Annotated in this window: 19 protein-coding genes, 1 other RNA gene and 1 pseudogene; 10 read left to right on the top strand and 11 right to left on the bottom strand. The window is 36.5% G+C overall.

Annotated elements, in window-relative coordinates; all coding sequences use genetic code 11:
• Positions 1 to 2: 2 nt before the first annotated feature.
• A complete protein-coding gene (gene petJ / locus IQ247_RS33595) occupies positions 3 to 560 on the bottom strand; it encodes a cytochrome c6 PetJ (RefSeq protein WP_375341226.1) in 558 nt (185 codons plus the stop codon).
• An 11-nt stretch (positions 561 to 571) separates the two neighbouring features.
• Between petJ and IQ247_RS12190 the strand changes: the two genes are divergently transcribed.
• On the top strand, positions 572 to 1,336 hold the full coding sequence (locus IQ247_RS12190; RefSeq protein ID WP_193920287.1) for a histidine kinase: 765 nt from the start codon (positions 572 to 574) through the stop codon (positions 1,334 to 1,336).
• A 325-nt stretch (positions 1,337 to 1,661) separates the two neighbouring features.
• Here the strand turns inward: IQ247_RS12190 and IQ247_RS12185 are convergent, their stop codons facing one another.
• The gene (locus IQ247_RS12185) at positions 1,662 to 1,838 is read right to left on the bottom strand and encodes a YqaE/Pmp3 family membrane protein (protein ID WP_193920285.1); all 177 of its coding nucleotides are present in this window, start codon (positions 1,836 to 1,838) and stop codon (positions 1,662 to 1,664) included.
• A gap of 105 nt (positions 1,839 to 1,943) precedes the next feature.
• Entirely contained in the window at positions 1,944 to 2,339 is a 396-nt protein-coding gene (locus tag IQ247_RS12180) for a phage holin family protein (protein ID WP_193920283.1), read from the bottom strand.
• 393 nt (positions 2,340 to 2,732) lie between these two features.
• On the opposite strand from IQ247_RS12180, the gene IQ247_RS12175 reads away from it, so the two are divergent.
• The 5 genes and pseudogenes from IQ247_RS12175 to IQ247_RS12155 form a co-directional block, all read left to right on the top strand.
• Positions 2,733 to 3,950: an FtsW/RodA/SpoVE family cell cycle protein gene (locus IQ247_RS12175; protein ID WP_193920281.1), complete on the top strand. Its 1,218-nt coding sequence runs from the start codon at positions 2,733 to 2,735 to the stop codon at positions 3,948 to 3,950.
• Between the two features lie 79 nt (positions 3,951 to 4,029).
• Positions 4,030 to 4,902, top strand: a complete 873-nt coding sequence (locus IQ247_RS12170) for an EamA family transporter (RefSeq protein WP_193920279.1) — start codon at positions 4,030 to 4,032, stop codon at positions 4,900 to 4,902.
• A 176-nt stretch (positions 4,903 to 5,078) separates the two neighbouring features.
• Complete coding sequence (locus tag IQ247_RS12165; RefSeq protein WP_193920277.1) at positions 5,079 to 5,819, top strand: cytochrome c biogenesis protein CcdA; 741 nt, start codon at positions 5,079 to 5,081, stop codon at positions 5,817 to 5,819.
• 145 nt (positions 5,820 to 5,964) lie between these two features.
• Positions 5,965 to 7,368: a cytochrome c biogenesis protein gene (locus tag IQ247_RS12160; RefSeq protein ID WP_193920275.1), complete on the top strand. Its 1,404-nt coding sequence runs from the start codon at positions 5,965 to 5,967 to the stop codon at positions 7,366 to 7,368.
• Between the two features lie 83 nt (positions 7,369 to 7,451).
• Positions 7,452 to 7,598: pseudogene (locus IQ247_RS12155) on the top strand (Uma2 family endonuclease); the annotation flags it as partial.
• Positions 7,599 to 8,067: 469 nt separating this feature from the next.
• On the opposite strand, the gene queF reads toward IQ247_RS12155, so the two are convergent.
• The 7 genes from queF to IQ247_RS12120 all read right to left on the bottom strand — a co-directional run bounded on the left by queF (position 8,068) and on the right by IQ247_RS12120 (position 13,505).
• Positions 8,068 to 8,454: a preQ(1) synthase gene (gene queF / locus IQ247_RS12150; protein WP_193920273.1), complete on the bottom strand. Its 387-nt coding sequence runs from the start codon at positions 8,452 to 8,454 to the stop codon at positions 8,068 to 8,070.
• A 99-nt stretch (positions 8,455 to 8,553) separates the two neighbouring features.
• Positions 8,554 to 8,952: a hypothetical protein gene (locus IQ247_RS12145; RefSeq protein ID WP_193920272.1), complete on the bottom strand. Its 399-nt coding sequence runs from the start codon at positions 8,950 to 8,952 to the stop codon at positions 8,554 to 8,556.
• A gap of 236 nt (positions 8,953 to 9,188) precedes the next feature.
• The gene (locus IQ247_RS12140) at positions 9,189 to 9,569 is read right to left on the bottom strand and encodes a phasin family protein (protein WP_193920270.1); all 381 of its coding nucleotides are present in this window, start codon (positions 9,567 to 9,569) and stop codon (positions 9,189 to 9,191) included.
• Positions 9,570 to 9,595: 26 nt separating this feature from the next.
• An RNA gene (gene ffs / locus IQ247_RS12135) (signal recognition particle sRNA small type) lies at positions 9,596 to 9,692 on the bottom strand.
• Between the two features lie 58 nt (positions 9,693 to 9,750).
• Positions 9,751 to 10,017, bottom strand: coding sequence for a YciI family protein (locus IQ247_RS12130; protein WP_193920268.1), 267 nt, complete (start codon positions 10,015 to 10,017; stop codon positions 9,751 to 9,753).
• An 850-nt stretch (positions 10,018 to 10,867) separates the two neighbouring features.
• Positions 10,868 to 11,785, bottom strand: a complete 918-nt coding sequence (locus tag IQ247_RS12125; RefSeq protein ID WP_228059686.1) for a hypothetical protein — start codon at positions 11,783 to 11,785, stop codon at positions 10,868 to 10,870.
• A 550-nt stretch (positions 11,786 to 12,335) separates the two neighbouring features.
• A complete protein-coding gene (locus IQ247_RS12120; protein WP_193920264.1) occupies positions 12,336 to 13,505 on the bottom strand; it encodes an efflux RND transporter permease subunit in 1,170 nt (389 codons plus the stop codon).
• Between the two features lie 372 nt (positions 13,506 to 13,877).
• Between IQ247_RS12120 and IQ247_RS12115 the strand changes: the two genes are divergently transcribed.
• The 4 genes from IQ247_RS12115 (at position 13,878) to IQ247_RS12100 (ending at position 17,187) form a co-directional block, all read left to right on the top strand.
• A complete protein-coding gene (locus IQ247_RS12115; protein ID WP_193920262.1) occupies positions 13,878 to 14,420 on the top strand; it encodes a 2'-5' RNA ligase family protein in 543 nt (180 codons plus the stop codon).
• 366 nt (positions 14,421 to 14,786) lie between these two features.
• Entirely contained in the window at positions 14,787 to 15,854 is a 1,068-nt protein-coding gene (locus IQ247_RS12110; RefSeq protein WP_193920260.1) for a peptidoglycan-binding domain-containing protein, read from the top strand.
• Positions 15,855 to 16,093: 239 nt separating this feature from the next.
• Complete coding sequence (locus IQ247_RS12105; RefSeq protein ID WP_228059685.1) at positions 16,094 to 16,552, top strand: hypothetical protein; 459 nt, start codon at positions 16,094 to 16,096, stop codon at positions 16,550 to 16,552.
• Positions 16,553 to 16,656: 104 nt separating this feature from the next.
• Complete coding sequence (locus tag IQ247_RS12100) at positions 16,657 to 17,187, top strand: peptidoglycan-binding domain-containing protein (protein ID WP_193920256.1); 531 nt, start codon at positions 16,657 to 16,659, stop codon at positions 17,185 to 17,187.
• A 111-nt stretch (positions 17,188 to 17,298) separates the two neighbouring features.
• Here the strand turns inward: IQ247_RS12100 and IQ247_RS33590 are convergent, their stop codons facing one another.
• Positions 17,299 to 19,512 (bottom strand): RuBisCO small subunit-like domain-containing protein, encoded by a 2,214-nt coding sequence (locus IQ247_RS33590; protein WP_375341225.1) that lies wholly within the window; start codon positions 19,510 to 19,512, stop codon positions 17,299 to 17,301.
• Positions 19,513 to 19,678 lie beyond the last annotated feature (166 nt).

Raw genomic sequence — 19,678 nt, 5'->3', positions numbered from 1 at the left:
TCTTACTTTCGCCAATTATTTTCAGCTTGGTTTAAAACATAGGTGGCTACAGTTTGGATTTCTGATTCGCTCAAACGGTCTTTGTAGGCTGACATATTGTTTTTACCGTAGGTCACAATATCAGAAATAGCCTCTATAGAATCCATATTATATTTTTTTAAAGCCTTCATTTGCAAATTTTTGCCGCGTCGGATAATATTACCACCATTAATATGACAACCAGCGCAATTTGCTGCAAATATTTTTGCTCCATCAGTTGTATCCGCGAAAGCTGGTTGTTGCAAAGCGATTATCAATAATAAATACGTTAACAATAAAAACTTGATCGCAGTTATCATTTTTCTCAAAATTAACTTTAAGCTTAAGTCATATTTAACTTTATCACTCAAAGGGTGTGATTCATCAATTACCACTTTACAACTACTAAAGATATCTTTTATGAAATAAATATTTAATTTTGACAACCATTTTCTATCTAAAGGATGTACCACTAGATAAAATAGTAAGTCACTATATAGAAGAGACATGATGTCAACAAAAACTTCTAAATTATTTTGCATAGGTATAGAATATGGCTAACAATATCAAAGAGCAAATTAAAACAGATTTACAGCAAGTCAAAGAAACTGGACAACAAAGAATTGATCGAATTAGAGAAATTGTTCGACTTGCCGTTGGTGGAGTTGTTTCGGAATTTAAAGAAGGTTCTGTTGAACTTCGGGTACTTGTCAAAGATGCTGTTTCTGCTGTAGTTGAAAATGTACAAGGTAAAGGTAGTGAAATTAAAGAAGAAGTGACAGCATCTATTGAAGGTGCTGTGGAAGCTATTAATAGTAAGCGACGGGAAGCTTTAAATAAAACTCAGACAGAAGTTAAGCAATTACAAGCTCAATTGGATGATGAAGAAGATAAAATTCAGCAAGAAGTTGAAGGGATTTTGACAGAAATTCAAGACACAACTCAAGAAAAATCAACAGAAGCTCAAAGTGCAATTCAATCTGCGGTTGAGAATATAAAAAATAGCGAAGAAGTCTCTTTATTAAAGAAACGTTATGCTCAATTACAAGCGCAAATCGCTGTTGTCAAAGCTAATTTAGCTGCACGATATGGTGGAGATTCCGTTGATGTACAAACTTATTTGAATGATGCTAAAACCTGGTACGAAAAAGCTCGTCCCCAAGCAACAGAGATGGTTTCTCAAGTCAAAGAAAAGCATTCTGATATGGAAACTAAACTTGGTGAAGCCGGTACATCCTTTGCTAAGAAAGAACGTCAGCTAAAACAAAAATTAAGAGAGTTACTTTTAACAACTGCTGAATGGTTAAAAGAAAAATAGCTAAAAAATTAATTACTCTTTTAGGATGAATATTAATGTAGAGGCGTAGCATTGCTACGTCTTTTTAATTTACGTTTTTTTATGTTTTTTATGTTTTTTATATTTTGCAATTCTCCACAAATATACAGCATTATATGATGAAGCTCTTATGAGATAGGCATTCTCCCCCATCCAAATGTGCCTCATAAAGATGAAATATGCTCTAGCAATAATTAACAAGTCGGGTTTCTAAAAAAACTCGACTTCTATAAAAATTGGACAAAGGGTGGACATCATCCACCCCCCTTTCTTCAACACAAAATGTTCACTCACTTAAGACAGCAAACTATAAAGTTCCTTCTCGATTCATTTCGTTACGTTTGGAAATTGCCCATACAGCATGAATGCTTCCGGGAATCCAACCTAATAAAGTCAATCCTATATTAATAAATAAAGTGGGACCAACTCCATAAGTTAAGAAAATACCAACGGGAGGTAAAAGTATACCAAGTAAAAGTTTCATATTTTTCGTTATTCTTTGAATTACAATTGATTGATTTGATTCGAGATAAACCAAAATTTACGACTCTATCTAAAGATAGATTTTGATTTAAAGATTGATTAACTACTAATTAGAAGGTAATTCTGCTTTACTGTTTGTTTCAGTACCTTTGAGAAGATTCCTTTCCACGAAGTAGTTACTGATGAAGGTATTAGCAAAAGACAGAATTACTGGCCCGATGAAGAAAGCAATAATTCCTTTGACTGCAAATCCAGGAGTTAAAACAGCCGCTAACCAGAAACAAAGTCCGTTAACTACAAGGGAAAAAGCTCCCAATGTCACCAAATTTACTGGTAACGAAAGTGTAGATATCACAGGTTTTATTGAACCATTTATTAAACCAATTACCAACCCAGCAATTAAAGCTGATGGAAAATTAGCAATGTTCACACCTGGTACTACTATATCTACAATTAGCAAACTTAATGCTGTTGCTAAGGTGGTTAAAAATATTCCTAACATAATCTCTACCTAAAAACAAAAATCGTTTTTTTGAACTCTTACATATATGGTGAACAATTCAATTTATCCTCACCTCTCTAACAAGATAGATTTGGCTTCTGTCAAAAGATAGGGAATTGGTAATTGGTAATTGGTAATTGGTAATTGGGATACTCCCATTTACGGTGAGTGGTAATTGGGAACTCAAGAATTTTTAACTATTATTAATTATTATCAGTTTGAGCAACTACTGAGCGTCCTTTCTATCCATGCAAGTCTATTTGATATCAAAATCTTAAGATAAATGAAGCCGATACATCTATGCGAAACTACTCATTACCCATTAAAATCTATCAAGGTTGGGGTATAAACTAAAAAGTTCCAAAACAAAAACCATTAACTTAACGAATCGCTGTGAAATTTAAATTAAAAAATCTAATTCCATTATTCGATGAAACTGTATCCAGTTGGGCATTGGAAGCACGTCTGTTACGCTGGTTAACGTTAATCTGGTTATTTGTAGGTTTAGCGGTGTTGTTTTCGGCTTCTTACTCAGCCGCTGACATGAAGTACGGTGATGGGCTTTACTTTTTCAAACGTCAACTGATAACTGTATTCTTAGGCTTAATACTCTTTAACATCATTGTTAATTTACCATTCCGTAAAATAATCGGGGTATCCCATTGGTTGCTAATATTGTTTTTGGGGTTCATTTTCATAACTTTAGTTCCAGGTTTGGGAACTAGGGGAGTTTACGGTACAAGTCGTTGGTTATCGATTGGAGGATTCCCCATTCAACCTTCAGAACTGATTAAACCCTTTTTAGTATTGCAAAGTGCGCGAGTTTTTGGACATTGGGAAAAACTCAGTTGGGGAATTCGTATTGCTTGGTTAGTGGTTTTTGGTTTCGTATTATTAGGAATTCTGGCACAACCCAACTTGAGTACCACCGCCCTTTGTGGTATGACTATTTGGTTAATTGCGCTTGCTAGTGGTTTACCTTACACATATTTGGGAGGAACTGCTGCTGCTGGGGTAGTATTAGCGCTGTTGAGTGTTACGATTAATAAATATCAACTCTTGCGTATTACCTCTTTTTTGAATCCATGGGCTAAGGATAAAGCTCAAACTACAGGTTATCAATTAATTCAAAGTTTATTAGCAGTAGGTTCTGGTAATACTTGGGGTTCAGGATTTACATTTTCTCAACAAAAGCTTGGTTGGTTACCAATTCAAGATAGCGACTTTATTTTTGCTGTATTTGCTGAAGAATTTGGCTTTGTTGGTAGTGTGGCACTGTTGGTAATGTTAGCTGTATTTGCAACTTTAGGATTAATGGTAGCTCTCAAAGCGAAAAATAGCATACACAGATTATCGGCAATTGGTATTACAACTTTACTTACAGGACAATCATTCATAAATATCGGTGTTGCCACTGGAGTATTACCCACCACTGGTTTACCTTTACCATTTTTTAGTTACGGTGGAAGTTCGATAATAGCTACATTAGTTGCTACAGCTTTATTAATTCGAGTTGCTAGAGAAAGTAATGAAGCTGAAGTAGTTCCATTACGAAGACAGCCGACAAAAACTCGACGCGAATCCCGGTTTTTACATAAAAACAAATTTTAGAGTAAAAAGTAGCTAGCACAAACATTTTATTTATCTTTATCGATAACTGTCCACTGTCAACTGTCAACTGTTCCCTGATATGTCTTGGTTTTTATTCGCAATTTCTACAGCTTTTCTAGAATCAGTCAGAGATATTTTCAATAAAAAGACAATTTCCAGGATAGACGAATACCTGATTACTTTTTCTTTAAACTTATTAACAGCATTGTTTTCCCTACCGCTATTATTATTTAACGATATTCCAAGTTTAGGAAATAATTTTTGGTATGCTGTAATTGTTATCGGTTTTTTCAACACCATCGCCTTCTTACTTTTTTTCAAAGCCATCAGAGCTTCTGATTTATCACTAGTTGCTCCAATCACTACATTTAGTCCACTCTTACTTTTAATTACATCTCCGTTTATTGTCGGTGAATTTCCCAACCCCATCGGCATTTTGGGAATATTTATTATTGTAATTGGAGCTTATGTATTAAAATTTCAAGATAAAAGTAGAGGATATCTAGTTCCTTTTAAATCATTATTCAAAGAAACTGCTTCAAGATTAATGTTTTTGGTGGTATTAGTCTGGAGTATTACCGCCAATGTTGATAAAATCGGTGTACAAAATTCCTCTCCGATTATCTGGACAATTGCCGGACATTTGAGTGTAGCTGTATTTAGCTTACCAATACTATTTCTCAAATCTAAACCGAATATTCAAAATATTACATCTAATGGTCGAAACTTAATTTTAATTGGTTTAATCAATACCTTTGCGATATTATGTCAAATGACTGCATTAAAACTCACTCTTGTATCTTATGTAATTGCAGTCAAACGTACCAGCGCTTTATTTAATGTATTATGGGGTTGGTTAATTTTTAAAGAACTTGGTATTAAAGAAAGAATCGCTGGTTCAATAATTATGATTATTGGAGTTGTTGTTATAACCTTATCGAAAATCAGTTGATGGTGGACAGTGGATGGTTGTTAGTTGTTAGTTGATAGTGGTTAGTTGATGGTTGATGGTGGATAGTTGATAACTGTTAACTGATAACTGATAACTGTTAACTGATAACTGATACCTGTTGTTGCGTTAAAATTGAAGCAGTGCAAGCATTCCCCGTCTTACTTTTTATCTGAATCATGCTCGAAACCCTGCAAACTCAACTTTATCAATTAGAGCAATTCGCTAACACGCTTGTTTCTAACCAATTAACTCACCTCAGTTTACTAAGCATCGGCATTATTTTTCTGGCTGGATTGCTAACTAGTCTTACTCCTTGTATGCTTTCCATGCTACCCATTACTATTGGTTATATTGGCGGTTATGAAACCAAAAGTCGTATCCAAGCTGCTGCACAATCTACTTGGTTTGCTTTCGGATTAGCGACTACTTTGGCAGGATTTGGTATTATAGCAGCAACGGTAGGAAAAGTCTACGGTCAAATTGGTATAGGTTTACCGATTATTGTCAGCATCATCGCAATTTTGATGGGATTAAATCTACTTGAAGCTTTACCATTACAACTTCCTTCTTGGGGTGGTACAGAATGGATTTCTCAAGAGCTACCCCAAGGTGTGAGAGCATATTGTATAGGTTTAAGTTTCGGTTTGGTAGCTTCTCCTTGCAGTACTCCTGTTTTAGCAAGTTTACTGGGATGGGTAGCCAATACCAAAGATTTAATCTTAGGTGCTGCTTTGCTGCTTTCCTACACCGCTGGTTACGTTACACCGTTAATTTTAGCCGGTACTTTTACTGCTTCAATTAAAAAGATAATCGAAATACGGCGGTTTTCTGGCTGGGTTAACCCGGTAAGTGGTGCTTTATTAGTCGGATTTGGGGTATTTTCATTGATTTCTCGGATTCCCTTGGGAAACTTCTAAAAAATTACTCAAAATAAGCTGGATATAAATCCCAGAATTTATCGTAGATACAAAAATACAAAGTTGTATGATTATTTCAAACCCTTACCTTGAGATATGGGGTTAATCCAAAATCTAAAATCTAAAATCTAAAATCTAAAATCTAATGGCTTTAGAAAAATCATTAAAAACACCATTAACAGCATTTACGGGTTTTATCCGTAAAGAATTTCTACCCGTACTCACAGATTTAAGGTTAGCGATTATTCTGCTGTTGGCGATCGCCTTATTTAGTATCGCTGGTACGGTGATTGAACAAGGGCAATCTATTGCTTTCTATCAAGAAAATTATCCCGAAAGTCCGGCTTTATTCGGCTTTCTTACCTGGAAAGTTATAATAATTTTGGGTTTAGACCATGTTTATCGTACTTGGTGGTTTCTAGCTTTACTAATATTTTTCGGAACTAGTTTAATCGCTTGTACCTTCACCCGACAACTTCCAGCGCTCAAAGCTGCACGTCGTTGGAAATTCTACGATAAACCCCAGCGATTTCAAAAGTTAGCCTTAAGTGCAGAATTTGATGTTCAAGCAGACAATTTAACCTCTATTGAAAATCTTACCCAAATTCTCCAACAGCGTCGTTACAAAGTTTTTCAAGAAGATACCAACAAACTCTACGCTCGTAAAGGAATTATTGGTAGAATTGGTCCGATAATAGTTCACATCGGTATCGTAGTTATTTTACTTGGCTCAATTTTGGGTGCAATGACGGGATTTACGGCTCAAGAAATGGTTCCCAGCGGCGAAACATTCCAAATTAAAAATATCATAGATGCTGGACCTTGGGCAACGCCGCAAGTGACTAAAGATTGGGCTGTAAAAGTAAATCGTTTCTGGATTGACTACACATCAAGTGGGGATATCGACCAATTTTACTCGGATATGTCGGTATTAGATCAAGAAGGCAAAGAAATAGACAAAGACACGATTTACGTCAACCATCCCTTACGACACAAAGGAGTTACCCTTTATCAAACAGATTGGGGAATTGCAGCAGTAAAAGTTCGAGTCAACAAAAGCCCGATTTTTAAACTACCCATGGCTCAACTTGACACGAAAGGAAAAGGACGACTGTGGGGAACTTGGATTCCCACCAAACCAGATTTAAGTGAAGGAGTTTCTTTACTAGCTAAAGATTTACAAGGAACCGTAATCATTTACGATGCTCAAGGTAAATTAGTAAATACTGTCCGCGAAGGAATGTCCGCAGAGGTTAACGGCGTTACCTTAAAGATTTTGCAAGTAGTTGGTTCTACTGGTTTACAAATCAAAGCAGACCCAGGTATACCAGTAGTTTACACAGGTTTTGCCATATTAATGATAGCAGTAGTCATGAGTTATTTTTCTCACTCCCAAGTATGGGTATTGCAGGAGGAAGGTAATTTGTACATTGGTGGTAAAACCAATCGCGCTCAAGTTGCTTTTGAAGGAGAAATGATCGAGATATTTGAGCAGATAAATTCTCAATCGACGGGTGAAGCTACGAAGTCTTTGGTTTCGAGTTTGTAAGTTGGACATGGGGGATTGGTAAACTATTTTTGATGCTGATTTTATAATGCAAAAGAACCCAAATCTTTAAGGAAATATAGCTTATGACATTATCTATTCAGCCTTCAGTACTCACCCTAAAAGAGTTTTTAGAATTACCAGAAACAAAACCAGCAAGTGAATATATTGATGGGAGAATCTACCAAAAACCTATGCCACAGGGAAAACATAGCACTTTACAAATTGAGTTAGGACAATTTTTTCTGCATTAGAAAATTTTGAGTAATATCAAATCCGTTGGTATCGGGATTATATATTTTAGAACGCAGAGGAGCGCAAGGTTAAGCGCAGAGGAGCGCAGAGTTTTTTTACTTTTGTATTTAATAATTCCAAAGCAAGGGGAGAAGATATAATACATTGTCCAACCTCTGTGCAAAACCGCGATATTTTTATACAGGAAAGGCTGGTATCTCAGGGAATATTAATTGCATAATCACTATATCTTGCCATTTTCCCTAGAAATTTTTTGAGTCGTTTGGCAGAATTTATAATATCAAGATTTAGGTATACAGAAAACGGCTAACAGCTATACTTTTACCTCAGCGTAACTTTGCGCTTACCTCCGCATTCCTCTGCGTTTCAAAGTTATTAAGTAGCTTAGCGTAGAAAAATCAAGGTACGTCATTGCGAGCGAAACGTTGCAGAGCGATAATATTAACTTTACTTCTGATGCTTCACTTCAACAACGGTATGTACGTTACCCCGTGGTGTAAAGTCAGCTTTGACGGTAATTTCTAAAGGGTCGCAAGCTGCAACGATATCGTCTAAAATTTGATTGGCTGATTCTTCATGGGAAATATATCTATCCCTATAGCTATTAATGTACAGCTTGATTGCCTTGAGTTCTACAACCTTCTCATCGGGAACATAAGTTACATAAATTGTCGCGAAGTCAGGATAACCAGAAAACGGACACTTACAGGTAAATTCCGGCAACGTAATATTAATATTATATTTTCTTCCTATACGCGGATTAGGAAAAGTAATTAAGTTTCCTTCCGTTATCTCGCGCTCGCCATATTTAATTTCAGTATTATTGTTAGTCATTTATTAATAGGTAATAGGTAATAGGTAATAGGTAATTGGATATTGATTGACAATATCTAATTCTTAACTCTTAACTCTTAACTCTTAACTCTTAACTCCTCACTCTTGTTCCCAATCAGGACAGCTTTCATCTTCCCATCCATGAGGATGTATCCCGCAAACTAATAAATTACCGTTGTAAACTTGTCCGTGGTAGTTACGACAACCGATGCAAGCAGGATTTGTTTGTGCTGTTGGTTCAACAGGATAAGGAAAATGACTATTTAAATCATCTCCCAAAACATCCTCAAAATCCCAGTAAACTTCCAAAAATGGTTCAGCTAAATCTTGCAAATACTGGTCAACTTCAGAAAGTAACGTACTTTGAACTTGTTCGCTAATTTCTTCAGTCAGTTCGATAAAAGTATCTACTACTTCTGTCATACCGATAAAAAAGCGTTCTACTTCTTCTGATACTGATTTTATTGCATCCGAAAAATCTTTTTGCCACTCATCCATAAAAAATAGTCCTCACTTTCTCAATAATAGGACATTTATTTCAACGCTTTGACTGCGTATTCCGGAGGGTGGCAATTAACCATCGCAACAATTTAGCTTTAGAGCAAGCATTTCAGTGAATACTTGATGCTAAATGGTTTCAAATACTAAAATTACACCCCTTTAGGATATTTGATAAAAATCATATGTGAATATTTGTTAACAACTTCTAGGCATTACCTCGAAAGACTCGTTAACTATTGATCGCGCTGTAAGCGACGCAATTCCTCTTGCATCCGTCTAACTTGGTCGCGTAATTGATCAACATCTTCAGGTGGAGAATCTTTAGAAGTTGGTTGCTCATCATCGCTTAAAATTTCTATGCGACGGGGTTCTGTCCGAACTGTGGCTTCACCGCTTGCATCGCTCGCTTGGGATTGGGCTTGATTCATCATATCTTCTACAAACCGACGGGCTTCATCAGTTGTCATTTCGCCCTTTGCGACCATTTCATCTGCCAGTTTTTGCACTTGCGATCGCAATTCGGATAAAGTTCCACCTGCTCTTTCGCTAGCGTAAGAAGCTAACCCAACACCGAGGTAAAAAGCTTTTTTTACAATATCTCCAAAGCCAGGCATTACGCGGGGATACTCCTAAAAACAGGGCAGACCCGGAGACTACGCCTACTGTAAGCATCCCGTATTGCTGCTACCTTCCGGTCCTGACAAGGTTTGGGCGTTGCAGTTGCATAGATCCGAGTCCATTCATAGGATAGCACTAAATTGTTTAAATGCGTAATGGGCAATTGGGATTTTTTAACTATTCAACCACAATTCGCCATTCATATAACTTATAGTTCACACACCCATTTTCAACCAAAGGGTCGCGATCGACAATGGTTTGTGCTTCATCCATGGAAGCGGCTTCAAACAGCAACATTCCGCCACCGAATTGCGCCCAATAACCTGTTTTTGCTTGATGTCCTTTGTTTTTCAACTCTTTCACATAAGCTTTATGAGCGGGGACATATTGATCAAAAATAGATTTATCGACTTTACCTTCTTCTATCTTTACAAACCACGGCATTTATTTCTATTTCCTCCTATCTCTAATTTAATTATTGGATTTTAAGCAGGGAGATTCAATTAGACTTCAATTTCCTACAGCAATTAAATACTTTCACGACTCTGATATCAATTATATTCTGGGGTTTTGCTGCATTAAACCCAATTTATATGCTGTTTGTTGCCATTTTTACTAGCAACGTTTATATAACACCCGCTTTTTCTCAGTTAAAATACGGCTTTCTGTTTTTTATCGTGATATTAAATACTTTTATCTACTATTAATTTCACAATCTATCAATCTATATTTTTTATATAAAATAAATTTATATACGTCTAAATACTGTTTTTGCAATTATAAAACTGTAAAAAATAATTGTTTGGCTTAACAAAAATCAAAATATCTATACTCAAATACATCTTTTTCCAGGATTTTGTGATAAAAATATACAAAAATCGCTTATTCTAAGAACAATTTTATGATTATTGAGAATAGAATCATTTACATAACGAAATTACGTTGTTTGTTGGACGTGATATAGGTCACATTTTAGTGTAAAATAAAATTTAGATATAATCTGTTTGGACTTATTTTAGTTTTTTTGACTTAATTTTTGATTAAATCAGCAATTTTTTCAGACTCGAACCTTTTTTCAATTCTTCGATTACCAGTTGAGATAAAAAATAAATATAAAAAATAAAAACTTATTTGTAGTTGAGACTGTAGGGTGTGTAGTTTAGAGATAATTTGAACGTAGTAATAGGACTTATAGCGTCACGCACCATAGACCATTTTGATAGTAACTTATCGGAGACAATCGGTAAATATTGAATTTGCTGACAAACAACTTTGCTTGTCAGCAGTAATTCAATTAAGCTTTTTTGCGTCGCTTGAAAGCAGCACCGGATACAACAGCACCTAGAGCAAGAAATCCTAGGCTAGGTTCGGGTACTGCCTGAGCTTGAGAGAAACGATTCGTCATTGGTGCAGAGGCAAAAGTCATGCGGTCGAAGGCAACTATATCATTGGTTCCCTTTTGAGCATCCTTGATATCGAACCGAACTTTGGTGAAATAATCTTCTTTAGAATCAGCTACATAACCGGAATAAAAAGCTGTTCCTCGAATAGTTTCTCCTCTATCCTTATAAGCTTGAGCATCGGTCAGATTCAGATTGACGTACTTTGTGCTGCCATCGACGCGAGTAAACTCAACACCCATCAAAGCACCACGTTCAAAGTCTGTACCATAAAAACCAAAGGCAGATATTGCTTCAGAGAAGCTAAATACCAGATTGCTATCTTTTCCTGCATTGGTATTGAGGAATTGGTTATCCAAACGCTCTTGCTTGGTTAAACCAGCATCGCTGATGCCGTAACGACCACCAGCAACGTTTGTATTACTGCCGCCGCTAGTTCCGCCGGTTCTTTGTATTGTTGTGTACAACCCTTGATTGTTTTTTTTGTTAGGGTCGGAAATATTCATCGTGACAATATTGCCGTCAGCTTTTTTCAGGTCATAGTTATAATTGAATGCTTTGTTTGTTTGGTTGAGTTGGGTAAAGCCTTCTGAGTGCTCAAAATTAACACTTCCAACCGTTCTGCCAACAAGGGCTTTCAAAAATAACTGCTCAGCAGCGTAGCTATTTTGTAATGTTGAAAGGTCAGGTGCGTCTGTAACCGTTTTGACGTTGAAATGCTGAAGGTCTTCACCAAAAAATGAGGCTGCTTGAGCAGAAGAACTGTTGATACCCATTCCAATCATGGTGACTGTTAAGGAAGTCAAAACCAAACCAATCTCTTTAAACTTCATTTTTTTAATTCCCTTTAAAATACTTTTGTCTTAACCGCTTATCGATGTTTGTTTCTAAACTCAGCGGCGTGTTTTTCTCTTATGTACACACTCTAAACAACCCGAATATGAATTGAAAAGACTACTCCCTCAATCTTTACTGCAAGTTCTTTGAGTCTGTTGTTCAGCAGTATTCTCACGGTTAAGAGCTGTTAGGAAGAAGTATGTAGTAGAGGATTCGACTCGATATTTTTGGGGATAAATCAATCTTTTGCGGCGGTTATAGCCCTAACGCTGCGTAAAATTTCTGAAGATTCCTTCAGTTACAATAGTAATTAAGTTAGACATTGACAGTTAATGCTCAGAAAGATTGCGGACTACAAGACAGAGCGGAGAATTGATAGCATCGTCGAGTGTGTAGAACGCTGAGTGCTTGACTACAAAGCTTTTTACCTATTAATTTTGATCAAAATAGAAGATAAAAAAACGGCTTGATAGTTGAGAATTTGTCAGTTACTTTATGATATTTATTTACATATAGCTTAGATTTTCATGTCCTTGCTGTGGGTATTTTATCGATTTGTTGTAATTGTTTTGTTTCAACGTTGTTCTTACCAGAATAATCCTGCAATAATCCCATTAATGCAGGGACTACAGTTGGTGTAAGAATTGTAGAAAATGCTAAACCTCCGGTCAAAACAATCCCCAATCCTTGATATAATTCCGCTCCTTTTCCCGGAATTACTGCTAAAGGTAGCATACCTAAGACGCTGGTTCCTGCTGACATGAATATGGGACGCAATCTATCTTTTACTGCTAAATAAAGGGAATCGTCGTAGCTTTTACCTTCGTTTTGTAGTTGTAGCGACCGATCTACAAGTAAAATTGCGTTATTAACTACTACTCCGGTTAAAATTACAAATCCTAATCCGGTAATCATATCCAGGGGAACCAATACACCGGGAATTGAATTTGCCAGAATTAAGCTTAATAATGCTCCCGATATTCCCATTGGTACTGTTGCCATGATTAATAGAGGGAAGGAGAAGGAACGATATAAAGCAACTAAGAGTAAATAGGTAATTATTAAAGATAAAACGAAACTTGAAGCCAATTGTAATAATGTTTCCGATAGCACATCGGCAGAGCCAGCTAATTCTACGCGGAAACCTGTTGGTAATGTTTGCCGTAGCGGTGCGATAATTTGCTGTTGTGTTTGGTCTATTAATGCTCCTAAAAGACTCCGCATGATTTCGGGTTGTTCGTCATCGGGTGTAAATCCTTCCTTAGCAACCAGTATTGTCCACATCATCGGACTGCTGCTACCGCTGACAATTTCTACATTAGATTCCCCTGCTTCCGGTGGTAATGCTTCTACCTGCTGGAGTTTATTTAAAACATCCACCAACCGTCGATCTATATCGCTATCCCAGTTAAATTCTAAATTTATAGTACTGATACCAGAAGCACTGCTACTAGTAACTTCCTGGATTCCCTGAACTTCCTCCAATCTTTCCTCAATCGGACGAGTAATTAATTCCTCAACTTCCGAAGGACTAGCACCAGAATAAGTAGTACTAATTGTAATTTCCGGTCTATCTCCCCCCGGTCGCAATTCCAAAGGTAAACTTAATAATGATAAAACACCGAATAAAGCCAGAATACAAAATAATACAAAAGTTCCATGTCGCCAACGGACGGCTGTTTTGATTAAACTCATAATTAATTATTGGGAATAGGGCATTGGGGATTAATAATCATTCATATCCTGAAGCGCTTTATCTCTCGATGTTTTGAAACGCAAAGGTACGCGGAGGTTTACGCAAAGTACGCGGAGAGGGAATGAGGAAAGAAAGAGTTTTTAATTACAAAATAATTACTTTGACCTTTAACCTTTAACCTTTGACCTTAACTTCGCAATTTTTTTTGAAGAATTTTCAAGTCATTTTTGACTCTAACTAATACCAGTACAACTTGGGCAAATTGTACATATAATCAGCGATATTCAGTGTAGAGTATGACAAATAAATGTGACACAGAAATGACAAGATAAAGAAAATATTAAATTCAGTCTCCTCTATTTCTTCATTTCATGAGCCTTTACTTCATTGCTTTATTACCACCGCAATCAATTCAAGATTACGCTAACAAAGTGAAGCAGTATTTTGCGGATAACTACGACAGCAAGCACGCTCAAAAATCGCCACCACACATTACTTTACAACCTCCTTTTGAATGGGATGGCGATAAATTAACTGATTTAGAAGAATGTTTACAGCAGTTTGTTATGGGAAGAAATTCGATATCAGTTACTCTTGAGGGTTATAATGCGTTTGTTCCTCGCGTAATATATATTGATGTTGTTCAAACTCCAGAATTAATAAATTTACAAGTCGATTTAATGACTTATTTGGAGAAGCATTTGGGGATAGTTAACAAAATTGGTAAATCTCGCGGTTTTACTCCTCACATGACAGTCGCTTTTAAAGATTTAAAGTTAAAACATTTTAAAACAGCTTGGATGGATTTTAAAAACCGGGAATTGCATTTTGAGTTTACTGCGAGAAATTTAACGTTGTTAAGGCATGAAAATCAAAGATGGAATGTAAGGAAAGAGTTTGATTTCGTCTTTTAAATAACATAATTAGATAATCACTGATGGTTCATGTGATTAATTTTGATGTGTTCCCAGTTGCGTTAGCGAAGCGGCTGCGTAGCAGCTTTTATCGCTCAAAACAAGGGCGTGCATCCCAACTACAAACATTTACTAGAAATATTTAAATTTAATGAGATAGACTATTAGACACAAAGAAGCTGCTTGGAAAGAGCTTTCATAGAAATGAACCGCACACTACGGGTGAATCGTAATTGTAGAGGGTGTTGGGAGTAAGATTTGATTCTTCTGTGTTCCCTATGTATTTTAAAGCAATGTATATTTCCGGAACTTTCAAAGGAGATATGTAGTTATAGGAGCAAAAAAGATACAACAGTGGAGAATACCATGACTACTAGCTTTATTGTTCTCGAATCAGGTGTAACTGGATTAAAAGTAACAAAGTTACAACAAGCTTTAAAACAACTCAATTTATATTTGGGTGCAATTGATGGCATTTTTGGTGGTAAAACAAAAGCAGCAGTAATTAAGTTTCAACAGCTTTACAGTCATCTTCCTAATAATGGAATTGTTGATGCAGAAACTATTTTACAGTTGGATGAAGCTGTATGGTTATCACAAAGAGAAACTCTCCGAGAAGGTTCTAGAGGTGATGAAGTTGAGTTATTACAAGGTATGTTGGAGTATAGTAATTTTGGCTCGCTGATTGTAGATGGTGTTTTTGGTGCGAAAACCAAAACAACTGTAATCGATTTTCAAAAAGCCAGAGCACTTAAAGCTGATGGTATTGTCGGACAAAAAACTTGGAGTTCTTTATATACTTTAGCTCGGCATGATATACCTGACGAAGATAGAATCAAAGCTTTTTTTGGTGAGTTAGAAACAGAAATATTGATTAAGTTACCACTGAAAAAGGGTGATGAAGGACGAGATGTTTTAATTTTACAAAAATTCCTCAATTATGTTTCTGGTAGTACAAGTGGTATTTTAGAAGATGGCAATTTCGGACAAGCAACTGAACAAACTGTCAAAAACTTTCAGCAACGTCAAGGTTTAGTGATTGATGGAGTTGTGGGAATGAAAACTTATCAAGTTATGATTTCTCAAGGTTTAAATCAGCAGTTAATAGATGAACTTTTAAGTTACCGTTATGGTAAATTATTGAATTTTACTCAAGGCAAAGAATTTGAAGTTGTAGAAGATGCAGCCATAAGAGGTGAAACAGTTATTCACAGACTTGAAGTAGAACCAGAACAAAATTTTCTTATTATAATTACTTCTGTAGAAAGTAATGCAGTATTTGAATTAATTCGAGTTGGAGATGGTAAAGTTTATCTAACTGAAGCTAGCAATTCTCAGGTTTTCCTGGAAGCTGGTAAATATTCTATTAATGTAAGTGCAACTCGCGGTAATACTACCTATCAATTAAAGGTAGAATCGATAGTTGGTTGTTAATAGGAAAAACTTTTCTCTAATCAAGGGAGTAGAAAGTAGGGAATAGGGAATAAGTAAGTAGGTGAAATTAAATATAAAACCTCACCCCCCCTTGGCAAGGAGAGGGGAAGGGCTGAGGTTTGATCTTACATTTAATTACGCCTAACTACTTAGGGAGTAGGGAATAATTAAGTGTACTGCAAAATTTCAATTTTCAATATTGAGTCCTATTTTATGAAAAAAGTACTATGAATCATTCTATGAAAAAGTTAGCGATTGCATCGATTGTGATAGCAACTCCATTATTATGGTTGTTGAATAATCAAGTCTTGGCAACCCCCAAAAACACGATTCCCGAATCTACTTATTCTCAGAATAGACAACCAAAAGATAAATGGCTGCGAATGAGTCAAAAAGACGAAATCGATCAAATAAAATCGCTGATTGATAGTCGTATGGGTGTAGCTGCTCTCAACCAGTTAGCATTAGAAGGTTTTATTGGTTTTGATTGTAATCGCAGCTTTTATATTAACGAACCTTATGGTGGTTTTCAAACTTTAATGCGGGTGAAATGTAAAACTCCTAGAGGTGCTTCGAGTGCAATTGGTTATAGCGAAATTAGAGTTGTTTTCAATCGCTTTGAAAGCAATATTGAGAATTTTAATATTGAAAGGGTTTCCGAAGAAACTGGCCCGGGAAAGATTAAGTTACCCGATTAATTTTTCCCAAAAGTAGGGTTGAGTGATGGGGTGATGGGGAGAAATAAATATCAACCAACAACCAACAACTATCAACTATCAACTATCAAAAATAGGTAAATATCATGACAAATTCTAATTTCGTAACACTAAAAAAAGGCTCCAAAGGTGCTGCTGTTACCAGATTACAACAACGCTTAAAAACTCTCGGTTATTATTCTGCTAGCATTGATGGTGATTTTGGTGCAAAAACTGAAGCTGCTGTAATTGCTTTTCAAAAGAACAATGCTGTTGCTGTTGATGGTGTTGTCGGAATGGAAACAGAATCAGCTATACAACGGGGTATCTGGGTATCACAAAGACCTATTTTAAAACAAGGTTCCAAAGGTGAAGAAGTTAAAAGATTACAGAGTTTATTACAAAAAACTGAAGAAATTTCACCGCAATTAGAAAAGCCAATAAAGTTAGATATTGGTGCAATTGATGGTGATTTTGGAGCAAAAACAAAAGCTGCTGTGGTTAAATATCAAAATTATGAAAAGATTACGGCTGATGGAATTGTAGGTCGTAAAACTTGGGATAATTTGTCTGGAATACTTACCTTTGACTATTCACCCGAACAAATTGTTCTTAACAACGTTTTTGGATTGGTTTAATTAATAGTTTATACAAAAGTTGATCAAATCCCCAATAGTGGTTTGTTGTAGGAATTCTACACACATTTTGGAGACGTAGCACTGCTACGTCTCTACATTGTTGTTATTTGACTACTTGTGAACAAGTTTACCATTTGGACGCTGAACGATGATTTCTCTTAACCGTCGCTTGGCTTGGGGTTCAATTCCGAAAATACGCACATAATCATTGTTATGTTCGACTAAACAAGCTTCCAATGTTGCGATCGCGTCTGCCATATCTTCTATTTGATGTCCGGCAAAACTCTTCCATGAACCTGTGTAGAATCGACGTTGGTCTACGTATTCTATACCAATATGGTTTCCTGATGCCAAAATTTCCCGCATTTGTTCTAAAATTTCTAGCTCTACATGGGCTGTAGATATCCCTGGATTATATTGATTCGCATCTTTTAAGGTACGGTTTTCTCCAGATTGGAAAGCTGTATGGGGAGCAGGGAAGGGAGACACTGTAGTAGTAGGTGGATAACGGAAAGTGGAATCGCTACTTTGTTTACTCTCGTGTTGAGTAGTTGTAGGTGGATAATGGAAACTCGAATCGCTACTTAATTGCTGTTGATGTTGAGTTGTAGCTGGATAACGGAAAGTGGAATCGCTACTTTGTTTACTCTCGTGTTGAGTAGTTGTAGGTGGATAATGGAAACTCGAATCGCTACTTAATTGCTGTTGATGTTGAGTTGTAGCTGGATAACGAAAAGTTGAATCGCTACTTTGTTTGCTCTCGTGTTGAGTAGTTGTAGGTGGATAATGGAAGCTCGAATCGCTACTTAATTGCTGTTGATGTTGAGTTGTAGATGGATAACGGAAAGTGGAATCGCTACTTAATTGTTTCTGATGTTGAGTAGGTGGATAACGGAAAGTCGAACCGCTATTTTTTTCATTAGGATTTTGAATTATGGTTTCCATGACTGGCAGCTTGGTTTTGTAGTCGATTCCAGCAACCCTTACATAATCTTCATTATGACTAACTAGACATCGTTCCAAATCTCCAATCGCATCAGCCATATCATCTATTTCGTGATTTGAAAATCTTTGCCAATCACCCTTGCTAAAGCTGTCTTTATCTGCATATTCTATGCTCAAATGGTTACCCGATGCCAAAATTTTCTGCATATAACTGAGTATTTCAGGTCCAACATGGGTTGTTGCAGTTGATGTATCTTTAATCATAGGGTTTGTACCTTGATTTACAGATTGATGAGAAGATGGAAGTTGGGGAATTTTAACTGCTTCTGCTTGTGCTTGATAACTTACTCTGGCTTGATAAGTTGGGATTGGTTCCCCATCAAAATTAGCAGTCGGTCTGGCATGATAAGTAGATATTGGTTCCCCATCAAAATTTGCAGTTGGTCTGGCTTCATAGACGGGTGTTTGTGCAGCAGTTGGGATAAAATGCTTTTGATGCCTTAATGCACCGCGATTATATTCTTCAACCAACCGCGAATCATCGACCCATTTTTGTTCGTTAACCATTAAATTAGCCATTTCCATCAAATCTGATAAACCGAAATTGGGTTTTTTGAATGATGGAACATCGTTGCTGTTCACTACCCGTGAAGATACCTTGTCTATTCCAGCATTGTGGATAAACTGCTGAATTTGTTGATCGTAAATTCGCGATCGCAATGCACTATAAAAATCAACAGCAGCAAAGGGGAAATTATCTACCAGTTGTTCTACATCTCGCTGTGATAAACCATCTTCGCTAAAAATTCCCCCCACAATCCCAATTTTGTCATCTCTATTGGGTTCCCAATAAAACTTATCCATCCTTCCATCACGAATCAATGGGGCATATAAAGTAGAAAAATCGTTCCCTGTAACAATAATGGGAACGCGATGCAAAGGAGTAGAATCATAACTACCGGGTAACTGTACATCGGTAGGATTATCAGCAATATTCATCAAGGTAGCATTAACCAATTGAGTATTGACCGTGTACTGAGTACCTTCATCAAAACGTCCAGCACCCGCATCCAAATCGTTAATCATCAACACACACATTTTACCGCGCACCTTGATTAATTCCGCAGTTTCCCGATAGCGCAACCGAATCAAACGTGCTGGATCTCCTGCATCCGGACTTTCTAATTCACCACCAGAAATATGAGTAACCTCAACACCCATTTTTTCAAAAACTAATTCACATTGAAAAGATTTTCCTTCACCCTTACGTCCGTGAATACCCAAAATCAAAGGTACTCGTACATTCGGAAGGTCAAGATAATTTTTAGTAATGTGAACGGCAAGTTTATCTTCAAAACGCGGAGAAATATAGTAGCTCATGTAGTAAAATCAAAAATTTAAAACTATACAACACCATGGTAATTTTTTATGGCTACTATTGTTCATGTATTTTTGTGTGAAAAGGGAGTGAGTTGACAGTTGACAGTTGTTAGTTGATGGTTGTTGGTTGATATTTATTTCTCCCCATCCCCCCATCCCCCCATCC

This window comes from Plectonema cf. radiosum LEGE 06105, from assembly GCF_015207665.1.
In the GTDB taxonomy this organism is placed as follows: domain Bacteria; phylum Cyanobacteriota; class Cyanobacteriia; order Cyanobacteriales; family Nostocaceae; genus Rivularia; species Rivularia radiosa_A.
The sequence above is the reverse complement of the archived record's forward strand: the minus strand, read 5'-3'. Positions and strand labels throughout refer to the sequence as shown.